The organism is Pandoraea terrae, from assembly GCF_902459695.1.
Lineage (GTDB): Bacteria > Pseudomonadota > Gammaproteobacteria > Burkholderiales > Burkholderiaceae > Pandoraea > Pandoraea terrae.
Genome location: NZ_CABPRZ010000020.1, coordinates 40,803 through 57,396, shown reverse-complemented (window position 1 = coordinate 57,396; position 16,594 = coordinate 40,803). Strand labels below are relative to the sequence as shown.

The 16,594-nt window shown below is 61.9% G+C and carries 13 protein-coding genes and 2 pseudogenes; 11 read left to right on the top strand and 4 right to left on the bottom strand.

The features are described from left to right. Window positions 1-92 precede the first annotated feature (92 nt). A complete protein-coding gene (locus PTE30175_RS20260; RefSeq protein WP_150698875.1) occupies window positions 93-857 on the bottom strand; it encodes a Mut7-C RNAse domain-containing protein in 765 nt (254 codons plus the stop codon). 176 nt (window positions 858-1,033) lie between these two features. Continuing rightward, window positions 1,034-2,614, bottom strand: a complete 1,581-nt coding sequence (locus PTE30175_RS20255) for an isocitrate lyase (RefSeq protein ID WP_150698874.1) — start codon at window positions 2,612-2,614, stop codon at window positions 1,034-1,036. 473 nt (window positions 2,615-3,087) lie between these two features. Here PTE30175_RS20255 and PTE30175_RS20250 point away from each other — a divergent pair, with 473 nt between their 5' ends. The 5 genes from PTE30175_RS20250 (at window position 3,088) to PTE30175_RS20230 (ending at window position 8,914) form a co-directional block, all read left to right on the top strand. After that, complete coding sequence (locus tag PTE30175_RS20250; RefSeq protein ID WP_150698873.1) at window positions 3,088-3,783, top strand: dihydrofolate reductase family protein; 696 nt, start codon at window positions 3,088-3,090, stop codon at window positions 3,781-3,783. A 195-nt stretch (window positions 3,784-3,978) separates the two neighbouring features. After that, window positions 3,979-5,760, top strand: a complete 1,782-nt coding sequence (locus PTE30175_RS20245; RefSeq protein ID WP_191629153.1) for a Rieske (2Fe-2S) protein — start codon at window positions 3,979-3,981, stop codon at window positions 5,758-5,760. 105 nt (window positions 5,761-5,865) lie between these two features. Beyond that, window positions 5,866-7,176, top strand: coding sequence for an MFS transporter (locus tag PTE30175_RS20240; RefSeq protein WP_150698871.1), 1,311 nt, complete (start codon window positions 5,866-5,868; stop codon window positions 7,174-7,176). A 112-nt stretch (window positions 7,177-7,288) separates the two neighbouring features. Further along, on the top strand, window positions 7,289-7,702 hold the full coding sequence (locus PTE30175_RS20235) for a hypothetical protein (RefSeq protein ID WP_224788890.1): 414 nt from the start codon (window positions 7,289-7,291) through the stop codon (window positions 7,700-7,702). 126 nt (window positions 7,703-7,828) lie between these two features. Beyond that, complete coding sequence (locus tag PTE30175_RS20230; protein WP_150698870.1) at window positions 7,829-8,914, top strand: helix-turn-helix domain-containing protein; 1,086 nt, start codon at window positions 7,829-7,831, stop codon at window positions 8,912-8,914. A 144-nt stretch (window positions 8,915-9,058) separates the two neighbouring features. Here PTE30175_RS20230 and PTE30175_RS28800 read toward each other — a convergent pair. Beyond that, window positions 9,059-9,214, bottom strand: a pseudogene (locus PTE30175_RS28800) (helix-turn-helix domain-containing protein); the annotation flags it as partial. Here PTE30175_RS28800 and PTE30175_RS20220 point away from each other — a divergent pair. The 4 genes and pseudogenes from PTE30175_RS20220 (at window position 9,182) to PTE30175_RS20205 (ending at window position 13,427) form a co-directional block, all read left to right on the top strand. Continuing rightward, a complete protein-coding gene (locus PTE30175_RS20220; protein ID WP_224788889.1) occupies window positions 9,182-9,793 on the top strand; it encodes an SDR family oxidoreductase in 612 nt (203 codons plus the stop codon). The pseudogene PTE30175_RS28800 and the gene PTE30175_RS20220 sit on opposite strands and share 33 nt — an antisense overlap. Window positions 9,794-10,248: 455 nt before the next feature. After that, on the top strand, window positions 10,249-11,886 hold the full coding sequence (locus tag PTE30175_RS20215) for a hypothetical protein (RefSeq protein WP_150698869.1): 1,638 nt from the start codon (window positions 10,249-10,251) through the stop codon (window positions 11,884-11,886). A 121-nt stretch (window positions 11,887-12,007) separates the two neighbouring features. Beyond that, window positions 12,008-12,136 (top strand): annotated as a pseudogene (locus PTE30175_RS20210) (helix-turn-helix domain-containing protein); the annotation flags it as partial. A gap of 94 nt (window positions 12,137-12,230) precedes the next feature. After that, window positions 12,231-13,427 carry an ATP-binding protein gene (locus PTE30175_RS20205; protein WP_150698868.1) on the top strand — a complete coding sequence of 399 codons (1,197 nt, stop codon included), beginning with the start codon at window positions 12,231-12,233 and terminating at the stop codon, window positions 13,425-13,427. Between the two features lie 57 nt (window positions 13,428-13,484). On the opposite strand, the gene PTE30175_RS20200 is transcribed toward PTE30175_RS20205, so the two are convergent. Continuing rightward, window positions 13,485-14,504 carry a patatin-like phospholipase family protein gene (locus PTE30175_RS20200; protein ID WP_150698867.1) on the bottom strand — a complete coding sequence of 340 codons (1,020 nt, stop codon included), beginning with the start codon at window positions 14,502-14,504 and terminating at the stop codon, window positions 13,485-13,487. A gap of 23 nt (window positions 14,505-14,527) precedes the next feature. Here PTE30175_RS20200 and PTE30175_RS20195 point away from each other — a divergent pair, with 23 nt between their 5' ends. Continuing rightward, the gene (locus tag PTE30175_RS20195; RefSeq protein ID WP_150698866.1) at window positions 14,528-14,914 is read left to right on the top strand and encodes a hypothetical protein; all 387 of its coding nucleotides are present in this window, start codon (window positions 14,528-14,530) and stop codon (window positions 14,912-14,914) included. A gap of 42 nt (window positions 14,915-14,956) precedes the next feature. Next, entirely contained in the window at window positions 14,957-16,579 is a 1,623-nt protein-coding gene (locus PTE30175_RS20190; protein ID WP_150698865.1) for an NAD(P)/FAD-dependent oxidoreductase, read from the top strand. Window positions 16,580-16,594: the final 15 nt, after the last annotated feature.

Here is a 16,594-nt window from a genome sequence, read left to right as displayed (position 1 = left end):
CCAGTAATGGATGTGGGGCCATTATTGGCGAAAACGGGCTGAATTGCCATATGGGGAGATACCGGAGGGGGAACCCGGTACTCGATGGTGGATTACTCGCTGGCAGGCGTCGCCGTTGCCGTTCCGACGACCTCATCCAGCAGATCGCGCATCCGGCGCCAGTGCGAGCCCTCCCAGAAGACGCGTTGGCATATGTCGCATGTTGCGTAGCGCGTAAACCGGGCGCGCACGGAGGGCGGGGCGCGTGACCGTGCTACGTCTGCAGCGAGCGCGTGTAATGGCGCATTGCAATCGAGGCACAGCGAGAATGGTCGGATACTTCCGGCCAAGTCGAGGCGGCCGAAGATTTCGTGCAGTTGCTGACGGGGCTTGAGGGCGCGCACATAGCAACCGTGCGTGATGTTGCGGCGCTTCAGTAGATCCCTGTCGCGTGTGAGCACGATGCGCTCGTCGCGCGCCGAGATCGCGGCGATCTCGCGATCATCGAAATTATTGTCGTACAGCGTGTCGAAACCGGCCATTCGCAGCAGATGGGCGAGACCACCGAGATGGGCGTCGGCAACGAAGCGGACATGCCGCAGCGGATGCTCGCGCACCCGTAACAGCGAAGTGATATCGAGTGCCTCGAACTTCGGGTAGACGGCCACGCGCTCGCCATTCGCGATGAGATGGTCGAACCCGACCGATTCCCCGTCGACGAGCACCAGTTCGACTTCGGTATGCGGCACGCCGAGCGCTTCGATCATGTGCTTGGTGGTTGCCGCACGGGCGCAGGGGCAATCGAACTCCCGCCTGCGGCGCTCGCGCGGCAGGAAGTCATTTAGCTCCTCATAGAAGCGGAAGGTCGCGGTAACCATGAGGAAAGTATGGCACCGATGTCGATGGGGTGTGTTTGCCGATATCGATGCCGAGCAACGTTGTCGTGGCCAGGAACAACTCCTGAAATAAGAAAAGCCCAACAAGTGTGAACCTGCTGGGCTTCAAGGTCAGGCTGACCATTTCATCTGGTGTTTTGCTTCGGGTATTACGGGTATCAGAACTGGTTCATGGTGTTGTCTTTACCCGCCGCTTTCAGGGCCGCGTCGCCGCTGAAATACTCCTTGTGGTCGTCGCCGATGTCCGAGCCGGACATGTTCTGGTGCTTGACGCAGGCGATGCCCTGACGGATTTCCTTACGCTGCACGCCAGCCACATAACCCAGCATGCCCTGGTCGCCGAAGTATTCCTTGGCCAGGTTGTCGGTAGACAGTGCGGCGGTGTGGTAGGTCGGCAGCGTAATCAGGTGGTGGAAGATACCTGCTTCGCGCGACGCGTCGGCCTGGAAGGTCCGGATCTTTTCGTCGGCGAGCGCCGCCAGTTCGGTCTGATCGTATTCCACGCTCATCAGCTGGGCGCGTTCATATGCCGACACATCCTTGCCCGCGGCCTTCATCGCGTCGTACGCCTGCTGGCGGAAATTCAGGGTCCAGTTGAACGACGGGCTGTTGTTGTACACCAGCTTGGCGTTCGGGATGACTTTGCGAATCTCGCTGACCATGCCGCCGATCTGGGCGATATGCGGTTTTTCGGTTTCGATCCACAGCAGGTCAGCGCCGTTTTGCAGCGAGGTGATGCAATCCAGAACGCAGCGCGCTTCGCCCGTGCCGGCGCGGAACTGGAACAGGTTGCTAGGCAGGCGCTTGGGACGCAGCAGCTTGCCGTCGCGCTTGATGATGACGTCACCATTGCCCAGTTCGTCGGCCGACAATTCTTCGCAATCGAGGAAGGAATTGTATTGGTCGCCCAAGTCGCCCGGCGTGTTGGTCACGGCGATCTGCTTGGTCAGGCCGGCACCCAGCGAGTCGGTACGGGACACGATGACGCCGTCGTCCACGCCCAGTTCCAGGAAGGCATAGCGAATGGCGCGGATCTTGGCCAGGAAGTCTTCGTGCGGCACGGTGACTTTGCCATCCTGGTGGCCGCACTGCTTCTCGTCGGACACCTGGTTTTCGATCTGGATGCAGCACGCGCCCGCTTCGATGAACTGCTTGGCCAGCAGGTAGGTTGCTTCCGCGTTGCCGAAACCCGCGTCGATGTCGGCGATGATAGGCACGACGTGGGTGACGTGGTTGTCGATTTTTTCCTGGATGGCGGCCTTGGCAGGGCCAACGGCCGCATCCAGCTGGCGGAACAGGCCGCCCAGTTCACGGGCGTCGGCCTGGCGCAGGAACGTGTACAGCTCGCGGATCAGCGCGCTGACGGAGGTTTTTTCGTGCATCGACTGGTCCGGCAGCGGGCCGAACTCGGAGCGCAGCGCGGCCACCATCCATCCGGACAGGTAAAGGTAGCGGCGGTCGGTGCTGTTGAAGTGCTTCTTGATGGAGATCATCTTCTGCTGGCCGATGAAGCCGTGCCAGCAGCCCAGCGACTGGGTGTACTTGGACGGGTCAGCATCGTAGGCGGCCATGTCGGCGCGCATGATCTTGGCGGTGTACTTGGCGATGTCCAGGCCCGTTTTGAACTTGTTCTGGGCACGCATGCGAGCGGCATACTCGGGATTGATGGCATCCCAGGCGCTGCCGTGCGTCTCTTTCAAACCAGCAACTGCCTGGATGTCGTCTTGATATTGGGCCATGTGTATCTCCTGAGAGCAAAGCGCGTTTGAATAAATGGTTCAGCGTGCCGCTACGTATGTCGAAGCGAACTGCATGACTAAATAGTAACGCCGCTTGATGCGTTTCGGTGATGTCTTATATAAGACATAAGACTTAATTTATGTTTATTTTTCAATGGGTTATGTAACTATTTTTGCGATGTGAAACATGTTTTCACGCAACGAAAAAGCAATGCTGCGGAAATTTGAAGTGAACTTCACAATGCGAAACGCGTTTTCGACTGTTGGAGGCAGGACAAGCACGGATGGCTCTAGCAACGAGCACCCGTTCGATGAACATTCGAGAGAACGGACATTGGAACCCTCAACGTCAGCTTTCCGGCAGTTTGTGTGAACGCGAACTTCCGGCCAAAGCTAGAATATTTCGCACGATTCCGGCAAACCATGCAGATTTGCTGTCCACATTACGTTAGGCGTCTAAACGGAGGCAAACGATGACACGAGTTCGCGTTGACGGCTTCACCGTCTCGCTCGACGGATACGGTGCAGGCCCGAATCAAGACATCAACAATCCGCTCGGCGTTGGCGGGACGGAACTGCACCAGTGGCTAGTCCCAACACGCACATTCCAGCGGGCCTTGTTCGGCAAGGACGGCGGTACGACCGGGGTTGACGATGATTTCGCCGCCCGTGGCTTTCAGAATGTCGGGGCCTGGATTCTTGGGAGGAACATGTTCGGCCCCATTCGTGGGGACTGGCCGGACACAAACTGGAAAGGCTGGTGGGGAGACAATCCACCGTATCACGTCCCAGTCTTCGTCTTGACCCATCATGCTCGTCCCCCCATCGAGATGGAAGGCGGAACGACGTTTCACTTCATCACAGGAGGCATTCGCGAGGCGCTCGACCGTGCACGCGAGGCCGCTGCCGGAATGGACGTGCGGATCGGCGGTGGGCCGGGCACCATCCAGCAGTATCTTCGTGAGGGCCTCATTGATGAACTGCACATTGCTATCGCGCCGGTCCTGCTCGGCCGGGGAGAATCGCTGTTCGAAGGGGTTGACTTGCGGGCTCTGGGATACGAATGCGTTGAATTCGTAGCGTCGGAGAAGGCCACGCATGTCGTCCTGCGGCGCCGAGGGCACACGGACGCCGAGCCAATCGACACGGAAGATGCCGCTGCGGCGTGAGCCTTGGTCGCTTCTCGCTCCGCCTTGCGCCCGTTAACGCGTGGCAGGCGGGGCAGTAGCGGTCGTTGGCTGTTATACCCCCGCCTGCTCAGCCATTTCGCGCGCATCGCTTGGGAAGTGCCGCCAAAATAGGCATAAAGTTATCAGGTGAGGCCGTACTACGTCCCTGACGGGAAGCGTGCAGGAGGTTTGCGCATGGATGCACCGAACAAGGAATTCGTGCTTGCGGGGAGCCTTGACGCGCTGAAGGCGAAGGGGCGGCTCGTTGTGCAAGGTGGCCATCTTCCGATCCTCGTCATCTACGACCGCGGGCGCGTCTTCGCCCTCGACAATCGTTGTCCGCACATGGGCTTCCCGCTCGAGCGCGGCAGCGTTGAGGACGGCATCTTGACCTGTCATTGGCATCACGCCCGCTTCGACCTCGAAAGCGGCTGCACCTTCGACCTTTGGGCGGACGATATACCGACCTGCGCGGTCGAGATACGCAACGGCGATGTCTGGGTAACGACCACGTTCGGCCATCCCGATCCCGCGGCGCACTGGCGTCAGCGGCTTGCGGACGGCCTCGCGCACGACCTCGATCTCGTCATCGCCAAGGCCGTGCATGGTCAGCTCGCGGCCGACGTGCCGATGGCCGATATTGTGCGGCAGGTGGCGCTGTTCGGGGCGCAGAACCGCGACGGCTGGGGCGTCGGTCTCACGATACTGACGGCGCTGGGCAATCTCTTCCCTTTGCTGCCAGAGGACGAAGCCTATCTTGCCCTGTTCCACGGTGCGCGCCGCGTGGCGACGGACTGTGACGGCGAGGCGCCGCGGCGCGAACGTGCGCCGCTCGGAAGCCGGCCGGAGCCGGCCGCACTCAAGCGCTGGCTGCGACTGTGGACAAATGTGCGGCATCGCGAAGCGGCCGAGCGCACCCTGCTGACGGCGATTGCAGCCGGTGCCTCGCCAGCTGTGCTCGCCGATGCGCTGCTTTCGGCCGAGACCGAAAGGGTGTTTGCCGACACCGGTCATTCGCTCGACTTTATCAACAAGGCCTTCGAGTGCCTCGACCTGATCGGTTGGGAGCACGCGCCAGCGTTGCTGCCGACTATCGTCGGCCAGATGGTGGCCGCCCGTGGCGCGGAGGAATCGACCGCCTGGCGCCAGCCCGTTGATCTTGTTGCGCTGTGTGAAGAATCCGCCAGCCAAATGCCGGAGCTGTTCGCTGCCGCGGGCACCTTGCATGGATGGTCGCATCACGCGGCGCTCGCCCGAGAGCTGCTCGGAGACGATCCAGCGAAGATCATTGATGCGCTAAAGGCGGCGATCCGCGCAGGTGCCGCGCCTGCCGACCTGGGACGATCCCTCGCTTACGGAGCGGCGCTGCGGGTGGCCCGCTTCGGCAATGCCAACGAGCACGCCGACTGGGAGACGGCGCACCACGTCTTCACCTACGCTAACGCGGTCCACCAGATGCTCACGCGGATCGGGACCGCCAACATCGACAGTCACGTCACGGCCGTGCGCGCCATAACGCACGGCGCCATGGCGCTCTACCTTGCCCGTTATCTGAATGTGCCGCCGGCCCGCATCCCGGGTGAGGACAGCGACCCGCTCGACGACCTCCCTGCCGATGTGGAGACGATCTGCGCCGCCTTGCTCGACGCCTTCGACAAGCAGCGACAGGTTGATCTTGCGGCAAGGCTCGTGGCGCGACATCTCACGCTCGGCCATTCGCCACAGGCGCTGATCGCCACGCTCGCGCTTGCGGTGTTGCGCGAAGATGCTGGCTTCCACGCCTATCAGATGCTGGACGCCGGAGTCCGGCAGTTCGCCGCGTGGGGCAATACTGGCGAGGGCCGGCACGTCCTCATTGCGGTCGCCCGCTATCTCGCCGCCCATTCGCCGACCGAACGCGGGGCACTGCAGACGGCCGACATCGCCCGGCGCTTGATGCGTGGCGGCGCGATCCATGAGGGGGCTGGGGCGTCGTGACGACGCGTGCCGGCGATCGTAAATCTGTGCGAGCCGCGAAAGGCCCGCAATCCAATATCTACGCGCCCTTCAGTCCGGTGCATTCCCATTTAAGCTACTAAAAAAATGCTGACCGTTCCTGATCGTAATGGTTTCGAGGGCAGCGACCGAACCCTGCTGTATTTCGGTTGGCTGACCCTGTTCACCTATCTGGCGACGCCGGCAGGTTTCCTGGTTGATATACAGACGTCGTACATACTCAAGAACCAGTTGCACGCGACGGCGACGCAAATCTCGACTTTCCGGCTGCTGACGGGCATACCCGTGTACATTGCGTTCGCTTTTGGCCTCGCGCGCGACCAATGGAACCCGCTGGGATTGCGGGATCGCGGCTTCTTCCTGATCTTCGCTCCGGCGACCGCGGTGGCTTTCATCTGGATGGCGTTTTCAGGCTTCTCATACGCGCGACTGGTCGTCGGGATGCTGCTGGCAATGCTGTCGTTCCGATTCATCGCCGCAGCCTATCAGGGGTTGATCGCTCTGGTGGGCCAGGAGAAGCTCATGTCCGGGCGCCTGAGCGCTCTGTGGAACGTGGTCGGCGCCGTCCCGGTCGTTGCGGGAGCGTTCGCTTCCGGATACGTCTCCGACCATCTTGCCGCGAACCAGGCCTTCTTCCTGGTGGCGATCGTCAATTTATTGATTGCTGTGTTGGGGCTCTGGAAGCCCGTTTCCGTCTTCGGCCAGACCTACGAGAAGCCGCAAGCCAGAGGCGCGGATTTCGTTGGAAATGTCAGGCGGCTGGTGAAGCATAAGGCCGTTTATCCCGCGGTTCTCATCTGCTTTCTGTGGAACTTTGCGCCAGGAGCGGCCACTCCGCTGCAGTTCTATCTGACCAATGAGTTGCATGCGCCAGATTCCGTTTACTCGTACTACAACGGGATCTTTGCCGCCGCGTTCATCCCGACATTTTTGCTGTATGGCTTTCTGTGCAAGAGGGTATCGCTGAGCAAGCTGCTGTGGTGGGGAACGATCGTCGCAGTGCCGCAGATGATTCCGCTGGCATTCATTCACTCAGCCAATCTCGCCCTTGTAATGGCAGCACCGATAGGGCTGATGGGCGGTGTAGCCACGGCAGCATACTTCGATCTCGCGATGCGGTCCTGTCCGCCAGGCCTGCAAGGAACCTTGATGATGCTGGTGGATGGCGTTTTCGCGCTCTCGGCGCGTGCCGGCGATCTATTGGGCTCATGGATCTATAACAGCGGCGCCACGTACGGATTCACATATTGTGTGATCGCGACTACCGTGGTGTACGCACTGATCCTGCCCTTGATCCCGCTGACGCCGAAAGCATTGATTGCTACCAAGGATGGCGAACCAAACCCGGAGGTCCAGGCCGAGGTGCTCAACGAGATCCGCCAAACTGAACCTACCTAGACGCCCGCGACTTGGGCGGGAGCAGACACTCGCAAATTTCCGTGGTGGCTATCGTGCTCACGGCCTCCTCGCTAACGCGACCATTTTACGCCAGCTTATACATTCAACGCCCGTGGGCACGTTCGCCCCGCAGTGTCATCACCGTGCTGGCGATGCTCGCCACGACGCTACCGAGCAGCCGCCCGGCGGCCGGCGCCATGAACGGCGGATCGTGGTCGATTTCCTGGCGAGGGAACGCGGCATACGCAGCGAAGTGGATCGAGTCTTTTTGATCAACGGCTGCCAGCAGGGCCTGGACATCGCCACGCGCTCATTACTCCGGCCCCATGACCCGGTCGCCGTCGATGCCTTGAGGATCGCCACCGCTCTGGCCGAGTGTGGCATCGCGGTATCCAAGGCGGAGGCCTACGCGACGACCCGGCACGCCCCCCATGCGTTGCGGTTGGGCTTGAGTTCGGTCCCGATGGAGCAGCTCAGGCCTGTGCTGATGCAGGTGCGCGAAACCATTGAGCAGTTTCCGATCTAGCTGCGATACATTCGCGGGCGTGCGTTAATATGCTTGGCGAACTTCACGAGCGTGCTCCTGGCGGGCACGTGGCTTGCCATAATGCTAAGCCGCACGGGGCGAATCCAGACTGGACGAAAATCGGCGATGAGCCTTGCATCGAACAACGACACACAGCAGACCGCTTCACCGCTTAGCCGCTTGCTGTTGCCGCCGGGGCCGCCGAAGCTTGCGTCCGGTATCGTGCACAGCAATTTCAGCGTTCAAGGCGATGCCCGTCAAAGCTTCCTGGCGTGGCAAGAGCGCATGAGTCCGGTGTACGACATACGGCCTTCGTCGAAGCAAGCCGAGGATACGTTCGATGCGTCGCTGTCTCGTTACACGATCGACAATCTGAGCTTATTCGACTTCCGCACCGGGCCGAACCTGGCCGTGCGGTCGTTGGGTCGTGTTTCGACCGAGAGCGTTCGCGACATCAGCTTCAGTGTGTTCCTTGAAGGGCCGCCTGCGCAGTTCCTGGGCGGCAAGCCGCGGCGCGACGCACCGCAGATCCCGCAAGTGCCAAGTATCCTTGCACTGGACATGGATCAGCCGTGCACGATCCAGAGTTTTCGTGGCCGGATACTGCTCCTTTTCGTGCCGCGCGCCCTGGTGGAAAGGTCGTTCCCAGACGCCGCGTCGCTGCATGGCCGCCGGATTAACGCCACCACGCCTTTGGTGCGCATGCTGATCGAGCACCTGGTGGCGCTTCGTCGACAAATCGTCGGACAAAGCAAGGAAGAAGCGCATCAGTCCTTTGTCACGGCCGTGGAGCTTCTGGTGGCAGCTTTCAGCCGTGAAGCGGGTCTTTCCGGCAACTGCCGGGCAGCGGTACGCGCAGCCGTCTATGGACAAGTGCGGCGGCATGTCGAAGCCCATTTGCACGATCCGGACTTGTCGCCTGAAAGCGTATTGGCATCGCTGCGCCTCGCACGCGCCAGCGTGTACCGTCTCTTCGAGCATGAAGGCGGCCTGGCTGCGTATATTCGCAACCGCAGACTGCGAAAGGCGGCCGATGAATTGGTGCGCTTTCCGCATATGGAGGTGCAGGACATTGCTTGGGGATTGGGCTTCAACGATGCGTCGAGCTTCACCCGTGCGTTCCGTCGCGCCTTTGATATCGCGCCACGGGAATTGCACCAGTACGCGTCGTTACTCCAGCGCGGACATGCAAGACGGGGGCGCTTCACGTAGACCGTCAAGGCTGAATAGGTTGGATCGTTCGCTGCGATCGGGGATGCAAAATCATGGCGCCCATGTCAGCTCGACGAAAGCTTTTCCGGGCTGCGGGGCGCGGGGGGTAGGCAATAACACGATGAGTGGCTGGGAACAGCGTGTTCAGGCCTCCACACGCGCGTCGCGCCGGACTGCCTGAGGCGGAAGACCAAAGCCGCGCACGAACGCTTCGCGAAGATGCCGGCGATCGCGAAAGCCGGTCTCCCTGGCGATGACATCGAGCGGATGCCGGCTTTGCTCGATCATCAGCCGCGCCGCGCCGCGCAGATTCGCGAGGTCGCCGGCCAACTGATCGAACGCTATCCGGCATTGAACGTGGTGATCAACAACGCAGGCATCATGCCGTTCGACGACGCCGGCGGCCCGCTCGACGACGAGCAAGCCGTCCATCTCGTCGACACGAACCTGCTTGGCCCCGTGCGCGTGAGCGCCGCGTTTGTCGAGCACTTGAAGCGGCAGCCCGAGTCGACCATCATCAACAACAGCTCGGTGCTCGCGTATGTGCCGCTTGCGGCAACCGCCCTCTACTCGGCTACCAAAGCTGCGATTCACTCGTACACGCTGTCGCAACGCTTCGTGCTGCGCAATACGAGCGTGCGCGTGCTAGAGATCGCGCCGCCCTGGGTCGACACCGATCTCATTCACAAGAGCGGTGATTCGCGCGCCATGCCGCTCGATGCGTTCATCGCCGAAACGATGGAACGCCTGGAGACGGCGACGACCGAGGTCGTCGTCGACGCCGCCAAACCGCTGCGCGATAACGCGGGGCCCAATGAGCATGCGTTTATCGAGCAGTTCAACCAGTTCATCGTCGACAACCCGATTCCTGTCGAATGAGGGCTGCACACGCGCGGCGAATCCGCCGGCGGCTATCCGATGTTCGGCGACAGATTCGCGGGCGAGCGTTAGCTGAGCGTGATTGGCGGGTGATCGCCCGCGGTCCACTGTGGAACGGCCGTTGGATCGTACGCGGGCCTTCGCGACCCAAATATATTACTCACCTTGTGTAGATTCATGCTAACTTGAATATCACGCCCCCTCCCCACCAATGTCCGCGGATCTGGTCGATATCGCTTAACTCGGCGGGGGATTTTGCAGGGGGCTGATTTGCAAGCACTTGCCGAACAAAAGGCGACAGCGCCTGCCGTCAAAAGCCGCACCGCGCCGCAGTCGCGCTCGCGGACATGACCGACACACCCACCCGAGACTCCGCGCTCCAGCGCTACTGGGCCAAGCGCTACGAGGTCCTGCATAACCTGCTGCTCGCGCTCACGATTGCGTCCGTCACGGTCGTGTTGGAGCGGATGCCATGGTTCGCCCCGGTCGACCTGGCCGCGCGCACGGTCTTCTCGCTTAACCAGTGGATAAGCGTCGACAACGCGGAGCGCGAAGCCGCCAATAAGGGACGGGTGTCCGTCTGGAATCCGTCCGTCGTCGAGGACCGACCGCTAGTGCTCTGGGTGCCGAACCTCCTCGCGCAAGCTTGGAACCGCCGGATGCCCCCGGGCGCGTTCGCGGCCGAGCTTATCAACGCGCTCGCGGCGAAGCGCCCTAAGTTAATCGCGATCAGTTTTGACGCGCTTGATCCGTTAAACGATGACCCCATGCTGAGTGATCCCGCGTGCGACGGGCTCCGCGACAATATCAGGCGCCGGGCGGCGGCGGAGCCGGGGGTGTCGTTTCTTATGCCGCTGGAGGCTTCGCGCGGCGCATGCATGCCGCCCGAGGTCACAACAAAGGACGTCGTTGACCGGATAGTCAATAGCCAAGCCGGCTACGGGAAATTCATACGCGCGCTCGACGACGCCTCGCTCCAAACGCGGGTCGTCGTAAAAGCGAGCTTGCTGCCAAACGTCAGCGAGTTCGGCCAACAAGAAGCGGGCGATCCGATCACGTTCCGAATCATGTCGCGCGAGATCGCGTTCGTGAAGCGGCTCTGTGACAACCCGAGCCTCTACGTCGCGTGGAGTCAGCCGCAGCTCTGGGGCGGCTTCTTTTATGACCGGCACGTCGCGACGCTCGGCAATCTCGCGTCGTACGCCGCGCGCCAGCCACATGCGCCGAACGGCTTTCGTTACGTGAGCGACGATTCGTCGGTCGATGACCTCTGCGTGCCGTTCAGCGGAGCGCCGCAGTCCCGGCAGGCGCGGGCGGTGCTGCCGCCGGGCCCTGGCATCGAGCCGCTCGACGTGACCGACAGCCGCCGGATCCTCGAGGGCATCGAGGACCGTCGCAAACAAAGCGGATTCAACGTGATTGGCACCGTGACTCCGCGCTATCTCGAGATCCACTCGAACCTATGGGAGATCAACGAGAAATGGCTCAAGCCCGGCGCCCCGATCGGCGACATGATCCCGAGCGACGGCCTCGCCGGACGCGTCGTGTTCATCGGCGACGACACCCGCCGAGATGACCTGATGGGCTTAAAGAATCAGCCCGAGGTCGCGCTCAGCGCGGCCGTCTACTACGGCAACCTCCACAACGCGACCACCTTGAAGCACGCGTTCGCGTTCGCGGGCGACGTGATCTTGGGCGCCGCGCTCGGTTGGCTGTTTGCCTGGTCGTGGGGCGGATACTGGCGTGCGCGCGCGCGAATGCTCGCATCGCCGGTCGCGAGCGTCGGCGGAATGGTTCGGCAGTTCCCGTCGTGGGCGTATTCGAGGTTCCTGATCGTGCGTAACCTCGCGTTGCTCGCGGGGCTCACATACGCGCTGTTCGAGGCCGCGAACTGGATGGTGTACTGGAATGACATCTGGGTGAACCCGCTCCCGCTCATCGTTGGCATGTTCGTGAAGGGGCTGCTCGCGAGCCGAGAGGTCGGCGACACGCATCCGTACGATTGGTGGACATACTACAACCGCCACCCCGACACGCCGTATCAGGTGCTGATCGTGGCAGCGTGTCTCGCCGTGTTGTTCGCGACCGCCTAAGCGGGGCGCGGACCATCGAAACTGACCTCGCCCCCGTTTGACGAATCCCATATTCCAGCACTTCGCATAGCACCGACACCGGCCAGTGGCGTCGATTGCGCTCAATGAACGCGTACTTCACATCGATTCCTTCGCGAAGGTCGCCGAGGAGGGTTCGTTCGCTGCGGCGGCAACAGCCATGGGGGTCTCGGTCGCCACGGTCTCCCGGGCCGTTACCCGCCTTGAAGAGCGGCTCGGGGGGCGACTGTTCTGGATCCGCAAGCCTTTGCATTCGATCGCGCGTGACCTATACTGATCTTAGCTAAATTATGTAAATCCGATAAGTTTCCTAAGATCGATACATTATGGACCCAGTCCTGAATCCCTTTGCACCTGGTGCCGGTAGTCCGCCCCCCGAGTTGGCGGGGCGAAACGAGGTGCGCGAGGCGGTGCGTATCTGCATAGAACGGTTGCGCAGAGCGCGTGCGGCCAAGAGCGTCCTGTTGATCGGCCTTCGCGGTGTTGGGAAGACCGTTCTGCTGGAGCAGATGCGCCGCGACGCTGAGGCCAGCGGTGCTCATACAGTGCACTTCGAGGCGCCGGAGAACAGGTCGCTACCAGCGCTACTGGCGCCGCAACTGCGCTTGGCGCTGATGCGGTTGAACCGGGTCGAAGCCGCCAAGGACTTCGCCGTGCGGGGTCTTCGCGCGCTCGCCGGCTTCGCCAGCAAACTCAAGCTCGCATACAAGGACATAGAGGTCGGACTCGACTATGCGCCTGAGCCGGGGCTCGCGGATAACGGCGACCTGGAGGCTGATCTCGGTGCATTTCTCGAACAGGTCGGACGGGCCGCTCAGGCCGCGAATACGGTACTCGTCATTTTCATCGATGAGCTTCAGTACGTCGAGGAAGCGCAACTTGCTGCGCTGATTTCCGCATTGCACCGCTGCGCACAACAGAGGATGCCGGTGACGGTGGTCGGCGCGGGCTTACCGCAACTCCGCGGCCGCATGGGTGAGGCCAAATCCTATGCTGAACGGCTCTTCGAATTCGCCGAAATTGGCCCGCTGGCCATTGCGGACGCGAAGCTCGCGATCACCGTGCCTGCCAACGAGGAAGGCGTCGACGTCGAACCGGACGCAGTGGACCTGATCGTGACTGAAACACAGGGGTATCCGTACTTCCTGCAGGAGTGGGGAAAGTGCGCTTGGGATGTCGCTGCGGCGAGCCCGATCACCGCAAACGACGTGAAGGGGGCTTCGAGCGAGGTGATTGCGGCACTCGACGAAAGCTTTTTCCGGGTTCGGTTTGACCGGCTTACGCCTGCCGAGAAGAAGTATCTGCGCGCCATGGCGGAGCTCGGGCCGGGTCCGCACCGCTCCGGCGATATTGCCCAGCAGTTGGGGCGCCGCGTAGAGTCGTTCGGCCCACTTCGAAGCAGCCTGATCCTCAAGGGCATGATCTGGAGTCCAACGCATGGTGACACGGCGTTTACCGTTCCGCTCTTCGACGGGTTCATGAAACGGATCATGCCTGGCGACGCCTGGCGCACTGCAAGCTAGGAGGGTTGTACGTAAATTAGCAACCTTATCGTAGCTTCATAAGATCGCTAATTTCGATCAATGCAGCAGTTCGCCCAGGTCGAAGGAGGAACGCGCGCCGATGTGGGCGAAATTCTCGTCAAGCCATGCTTCGGCGCGCCGGCACCCTTCGTCGCGCAAGGCGTTGATGAACGACGGATGGGCATTGAGCTTGCTCAATGTGCTCAATTGATTCATCAACTCTTGGGCGTCGATCAGGTGGAAGCGGAAGCGCCGCAGCCGGCGTTCGAGCCGGCCGACCGAAAACGGCCAGCGCGCGACCTCGCGCTTGGCCAGCCATAAGCTTTGCAGCTCGGCGAAGAAGGCCGAGCTGAAGCTGATTTCGTTCAAGCGGTGCCAGATCTCGTCGGCCAGGGCGGGCACTTTCGGCCGATGCGCCGGATGCAGCAGCACGACGATCGTATCGCTGGACGAACAGTGCGTCAGTAGCGGGAACAGGGGCGGGTTGGCGACCAGGCCGCCATCCCAGTACGCTTCGCCGTCGATGGTGACAGCGTGATGGATTGACGGCAGACAGGCCGAGGCGAGCACCGCCTCGAGGGTCAGTTGCCGGGTCCGGAACAGCCGCAGCGTCCCGGTGCTCACCTGGGTCGCTGCAATGAAGAGCCGGGTCGGGCACGACGCGCGCAAGCGCTCGAAATCGACTTGGCTGGCGAGGATGTCACGCAGCGGATTGATGTCGAACGGGTTCAACTGGTAAGGCGAGAAGAACCGCGTCAGCGACAGCATCGCGTGCACCGCCGGTCCCGGGCTCGCATGCATCGCATCCTGGTGCGTGGCCGGCTGCGGCATGAAGTAGAAGGGCGCCTTGCTGGCGACGGTTTCCCAGAAGTCCTGCAAGGCGCGGCGCGCGCCCTGCGGGCCTCCGGCGGTGAGGCCGTGCGCGAGCACGACGGCGTTCATCGCGCCCGCACTGGCGCCGCTGATGCCTTCGATCTCGATGCGCTTGTCATCGAGCAGCCGGTCGAGCACGCCCCAGGTGAATGCCCCGTGGGACCCGCCGCCTTGCAATGCCAGGGTCACGACTTTCTTTCGCATGTCGGAATTCGCTCGGAAGTTGGATGACGTCGCGCCGGAACGGCTCGCGAAAACAAACAGCCGCGCAAAGGCGTGTGCCGGCGCATGAGGCTTACCATGATGGCACGGCGGCATGGCATCGTGATGACGCGGGCTGCCGGGCGCGAAGTGGGAAATGGAAAATGGCCGCGCGGCGGCGCGCCGTGTTGCCGGACGGTGCCGACGGGGGTACGAATGGGCAGCGGGAAGCGTTGCATATTCGCTCGCATCCCGTCCAGCGCTTTGCTCACCTTCGCGGAATTACGGAAAAAGCGCAAGGCCGCAAAGAATATCTGTTGCGCCGCTGCAAAATGATGCGGCGGGAAAAATCAGGTTCCGTGGATTTCATCGCATGGCGCCTTTCCCATTCGAAAAGCCGCCGAACCGTATAAAATACGGCTTCACAATTCCCCGGCGACCGCATCCCGGTACTCATGTTACGTCTAAGCGAAGTCAAACTCCCACTCGACCATGCCGAAACCGATCTCGAAGCTGCGATTCGCGCGCGCCTCGCGGATCTCGGCGTGGCGGCAGACGGGCTCCTCCGTTACACCGTGTTCCGCCGTGCGCACGATGCACGCAAGCGCTCCGATATCAGGCTGACCTATATCGTCGATGTCGAAGTCGCGGACGAAGCGCTCGCGCGCAAACGGCTCGCCGGCAAGCCGCATTGCGGGGTGACGCCGGACATGACATACCGCTTTGTCGCAAAGGCCCCCGAGCACACGACTGCCCTGCGCCCGGTGGTAATCGGCATGGGGCCGTGCGGCCTGTTCGCAGGACTTATTCTCGCGCAGATGGGGTTCCGTCCCATCATTCTCGAACGCGGCAAAGCCGTGCGCGAGCGCACCAAGGACACTTTTGGCCTGTGGCGCAAGGCCGTACTCAACCCTGAATCCAATGTGCAGTTCGGTGAAGGCGGCGCCGGAACGTTTTCCGACGGCAAGCTGTACAGCCAGATCAAGGATCCGAACCACTATGGCCGCAAGGTGCTCGAAGAATTCGTCAAGGCGGGCGCACCGGAAGACATCCTGTATCTGAGCCGGCCGCACATCGGCACTTTCCGCCTCGTCAGCATGGTAGAAAAAATGCGCGCCGCCATTTACGAATTGGGCGGCGAAGTGCGCTTCGAGACCAGGGTCGACGACATCGAAATCGATCAGGGCAAGGTGCGCTCGCTCAAGCTCTCGAACGGTGAAACGCTGCGGTGCGACCACGTGGTGCTGGCTGTCGGCCACAGCGCGCGCGACACCTTCCAGATGCTGCACGATCGCGGTGTTTATATGGAAGCCAAGCCGTTTTCGCTGGGTTTCCGCATCGAACATCCGCAGGGACTGATCGACCGCCAGCGCTTCGGCAAATTTGCGGGCCACAAGCAACTCGGCGCGGCCGACTACAAGGTGGTACATCACTGCAGTAATGGGCGCGCAGTCTACAGCTTTTGCATGTGCCCTGGGGGCACCGTGGTTGCGGCGACCTCCGAGCCGGGTCGCGTGGTCACCAATGGCATGAGCCAGTATTCCCGAGCCGAGCGTAATGCGAATGCGGGCATTGTCGTCGGCATCACGCCGGACGACTATCCCGGCGGTCCGCTGGCGGGCATCGCGTTCCAGCGCAAATGGGAAGAGCGCGCATTCGAACTCGGCGGCGGCAATTACCACGCGCCGGGTCAACTGGTCGGTGATTTTATCGCCGGCCGGCCCTCGACTTCGCTTGGCTCCGTGGTGCCGTCATACAAGCCGGGCGTGCACCCGACCGATCTCAGCACCGCGCTCCCTGACTACGTGATCGAAGCCATCCGTGAAGCGCTGCCCCAGATCGACAAGAAGATCGCAGGCTTCGCGATGCACGATGCCGTGCTCACCGGCGTGGAGACGCGCACTTCGTCACCGATCCGGATTCGACGCAGAGACAATTACCAGAGCATGAACGTCGAAGGTCTGTATCCGGCAGGAGAAGGCGCGGGGTATGCGGGTGGTATCTATTCGGCGGCCATCGACGGCATCGAAGTCGCGCAAGCTTTGGCGCTCAATCTGACGTCGGCGCACGCGTCCTGAGTGTCCGGCAAGAAA

Excerpts from the sequence above, each read along its gene's own strand:
- PTE30175_RS20260 (WP_150698875.1), bottom strand. The coding sequence starts at position 857 with ATGGTTACCGCGACCTTCCGCTTCTATGAGGAGCTAAATGACTTCCTG.
- PTE30175_RS20255 (WP_150698874.1), bottom strand. The coding sequence starts at position 2,614 with ATGGCCCAATATCAAGACGACATCCAGGCAGTTGCTGGTTTGAAAGAG.
- PTE30175_RS20250 (WP_150698873.1), top strand. The coding sequence starts at position 3,088 with ATGACACGAGTTCGCGTTGACGGCTTCACCGTCTCGCTCGACGGATAC.
- PTE30175_RS20245 (WP_191629153.1), top strand. The coding sequence starts at position 3,979 with ATGGATGCACCGAACAAGGAATTCGTGCTTGCGGGGAGCCTTGACGCG.
- PTE30175_RS20240 (WP_150698871.1), top strand. The coding sequence starts at position 5,866 with ATGCTGACCGTTCCTGATCGTAATGGTTTCGAGGGCAGCGACCGAACC.
- PTE30175_RS20230 (WP_150698870.1), top strand. The coding sequence starts at position 7,829 with ATGAGCCTTGCATCGAACAACGACACACAGCAGACCGCTTCACCGCTT.
- PTE30175_RS20220 (WP_224788889.1), top strand. The coding sequence starts at position 9,182 with ATGCCGGCTTTGCTCGATCATCAGCCGCGCCGCGCCGCGCAGATTCGC.
- PTE30175_RS20205 (WP_150698868.1), top strand. The coding sequence starts at position 12,231 with ATGGACCCAGTCCTGAATCCCTTTGCACCTGGTGCCGGTAGTCCGCCC.
- PTE30175_RS20200 (WP_150698867.1), bottom strand. The coding sequence starts at position 14,504 with ATGCGAAAGAAAGTCGTGACCCTGGCATTGCAAGGCGGCGGGTCCCAC.
- PTE30175_RS20195 (WP_150698866.1), top strand. The coding sequence starts at position 14,528 with ATGACGTCGCGCCGGAACGGCTCGCGAAAACAAACAGCCGCGCAAAGG.
- PTE30175_RS20190 (WP_150698865.1), top strand. The coding sequence starts at position 14,957 with ATGTTACGTCTAAGCGAAGTCAAACTCCCACTCGACCATGCCGAAACC.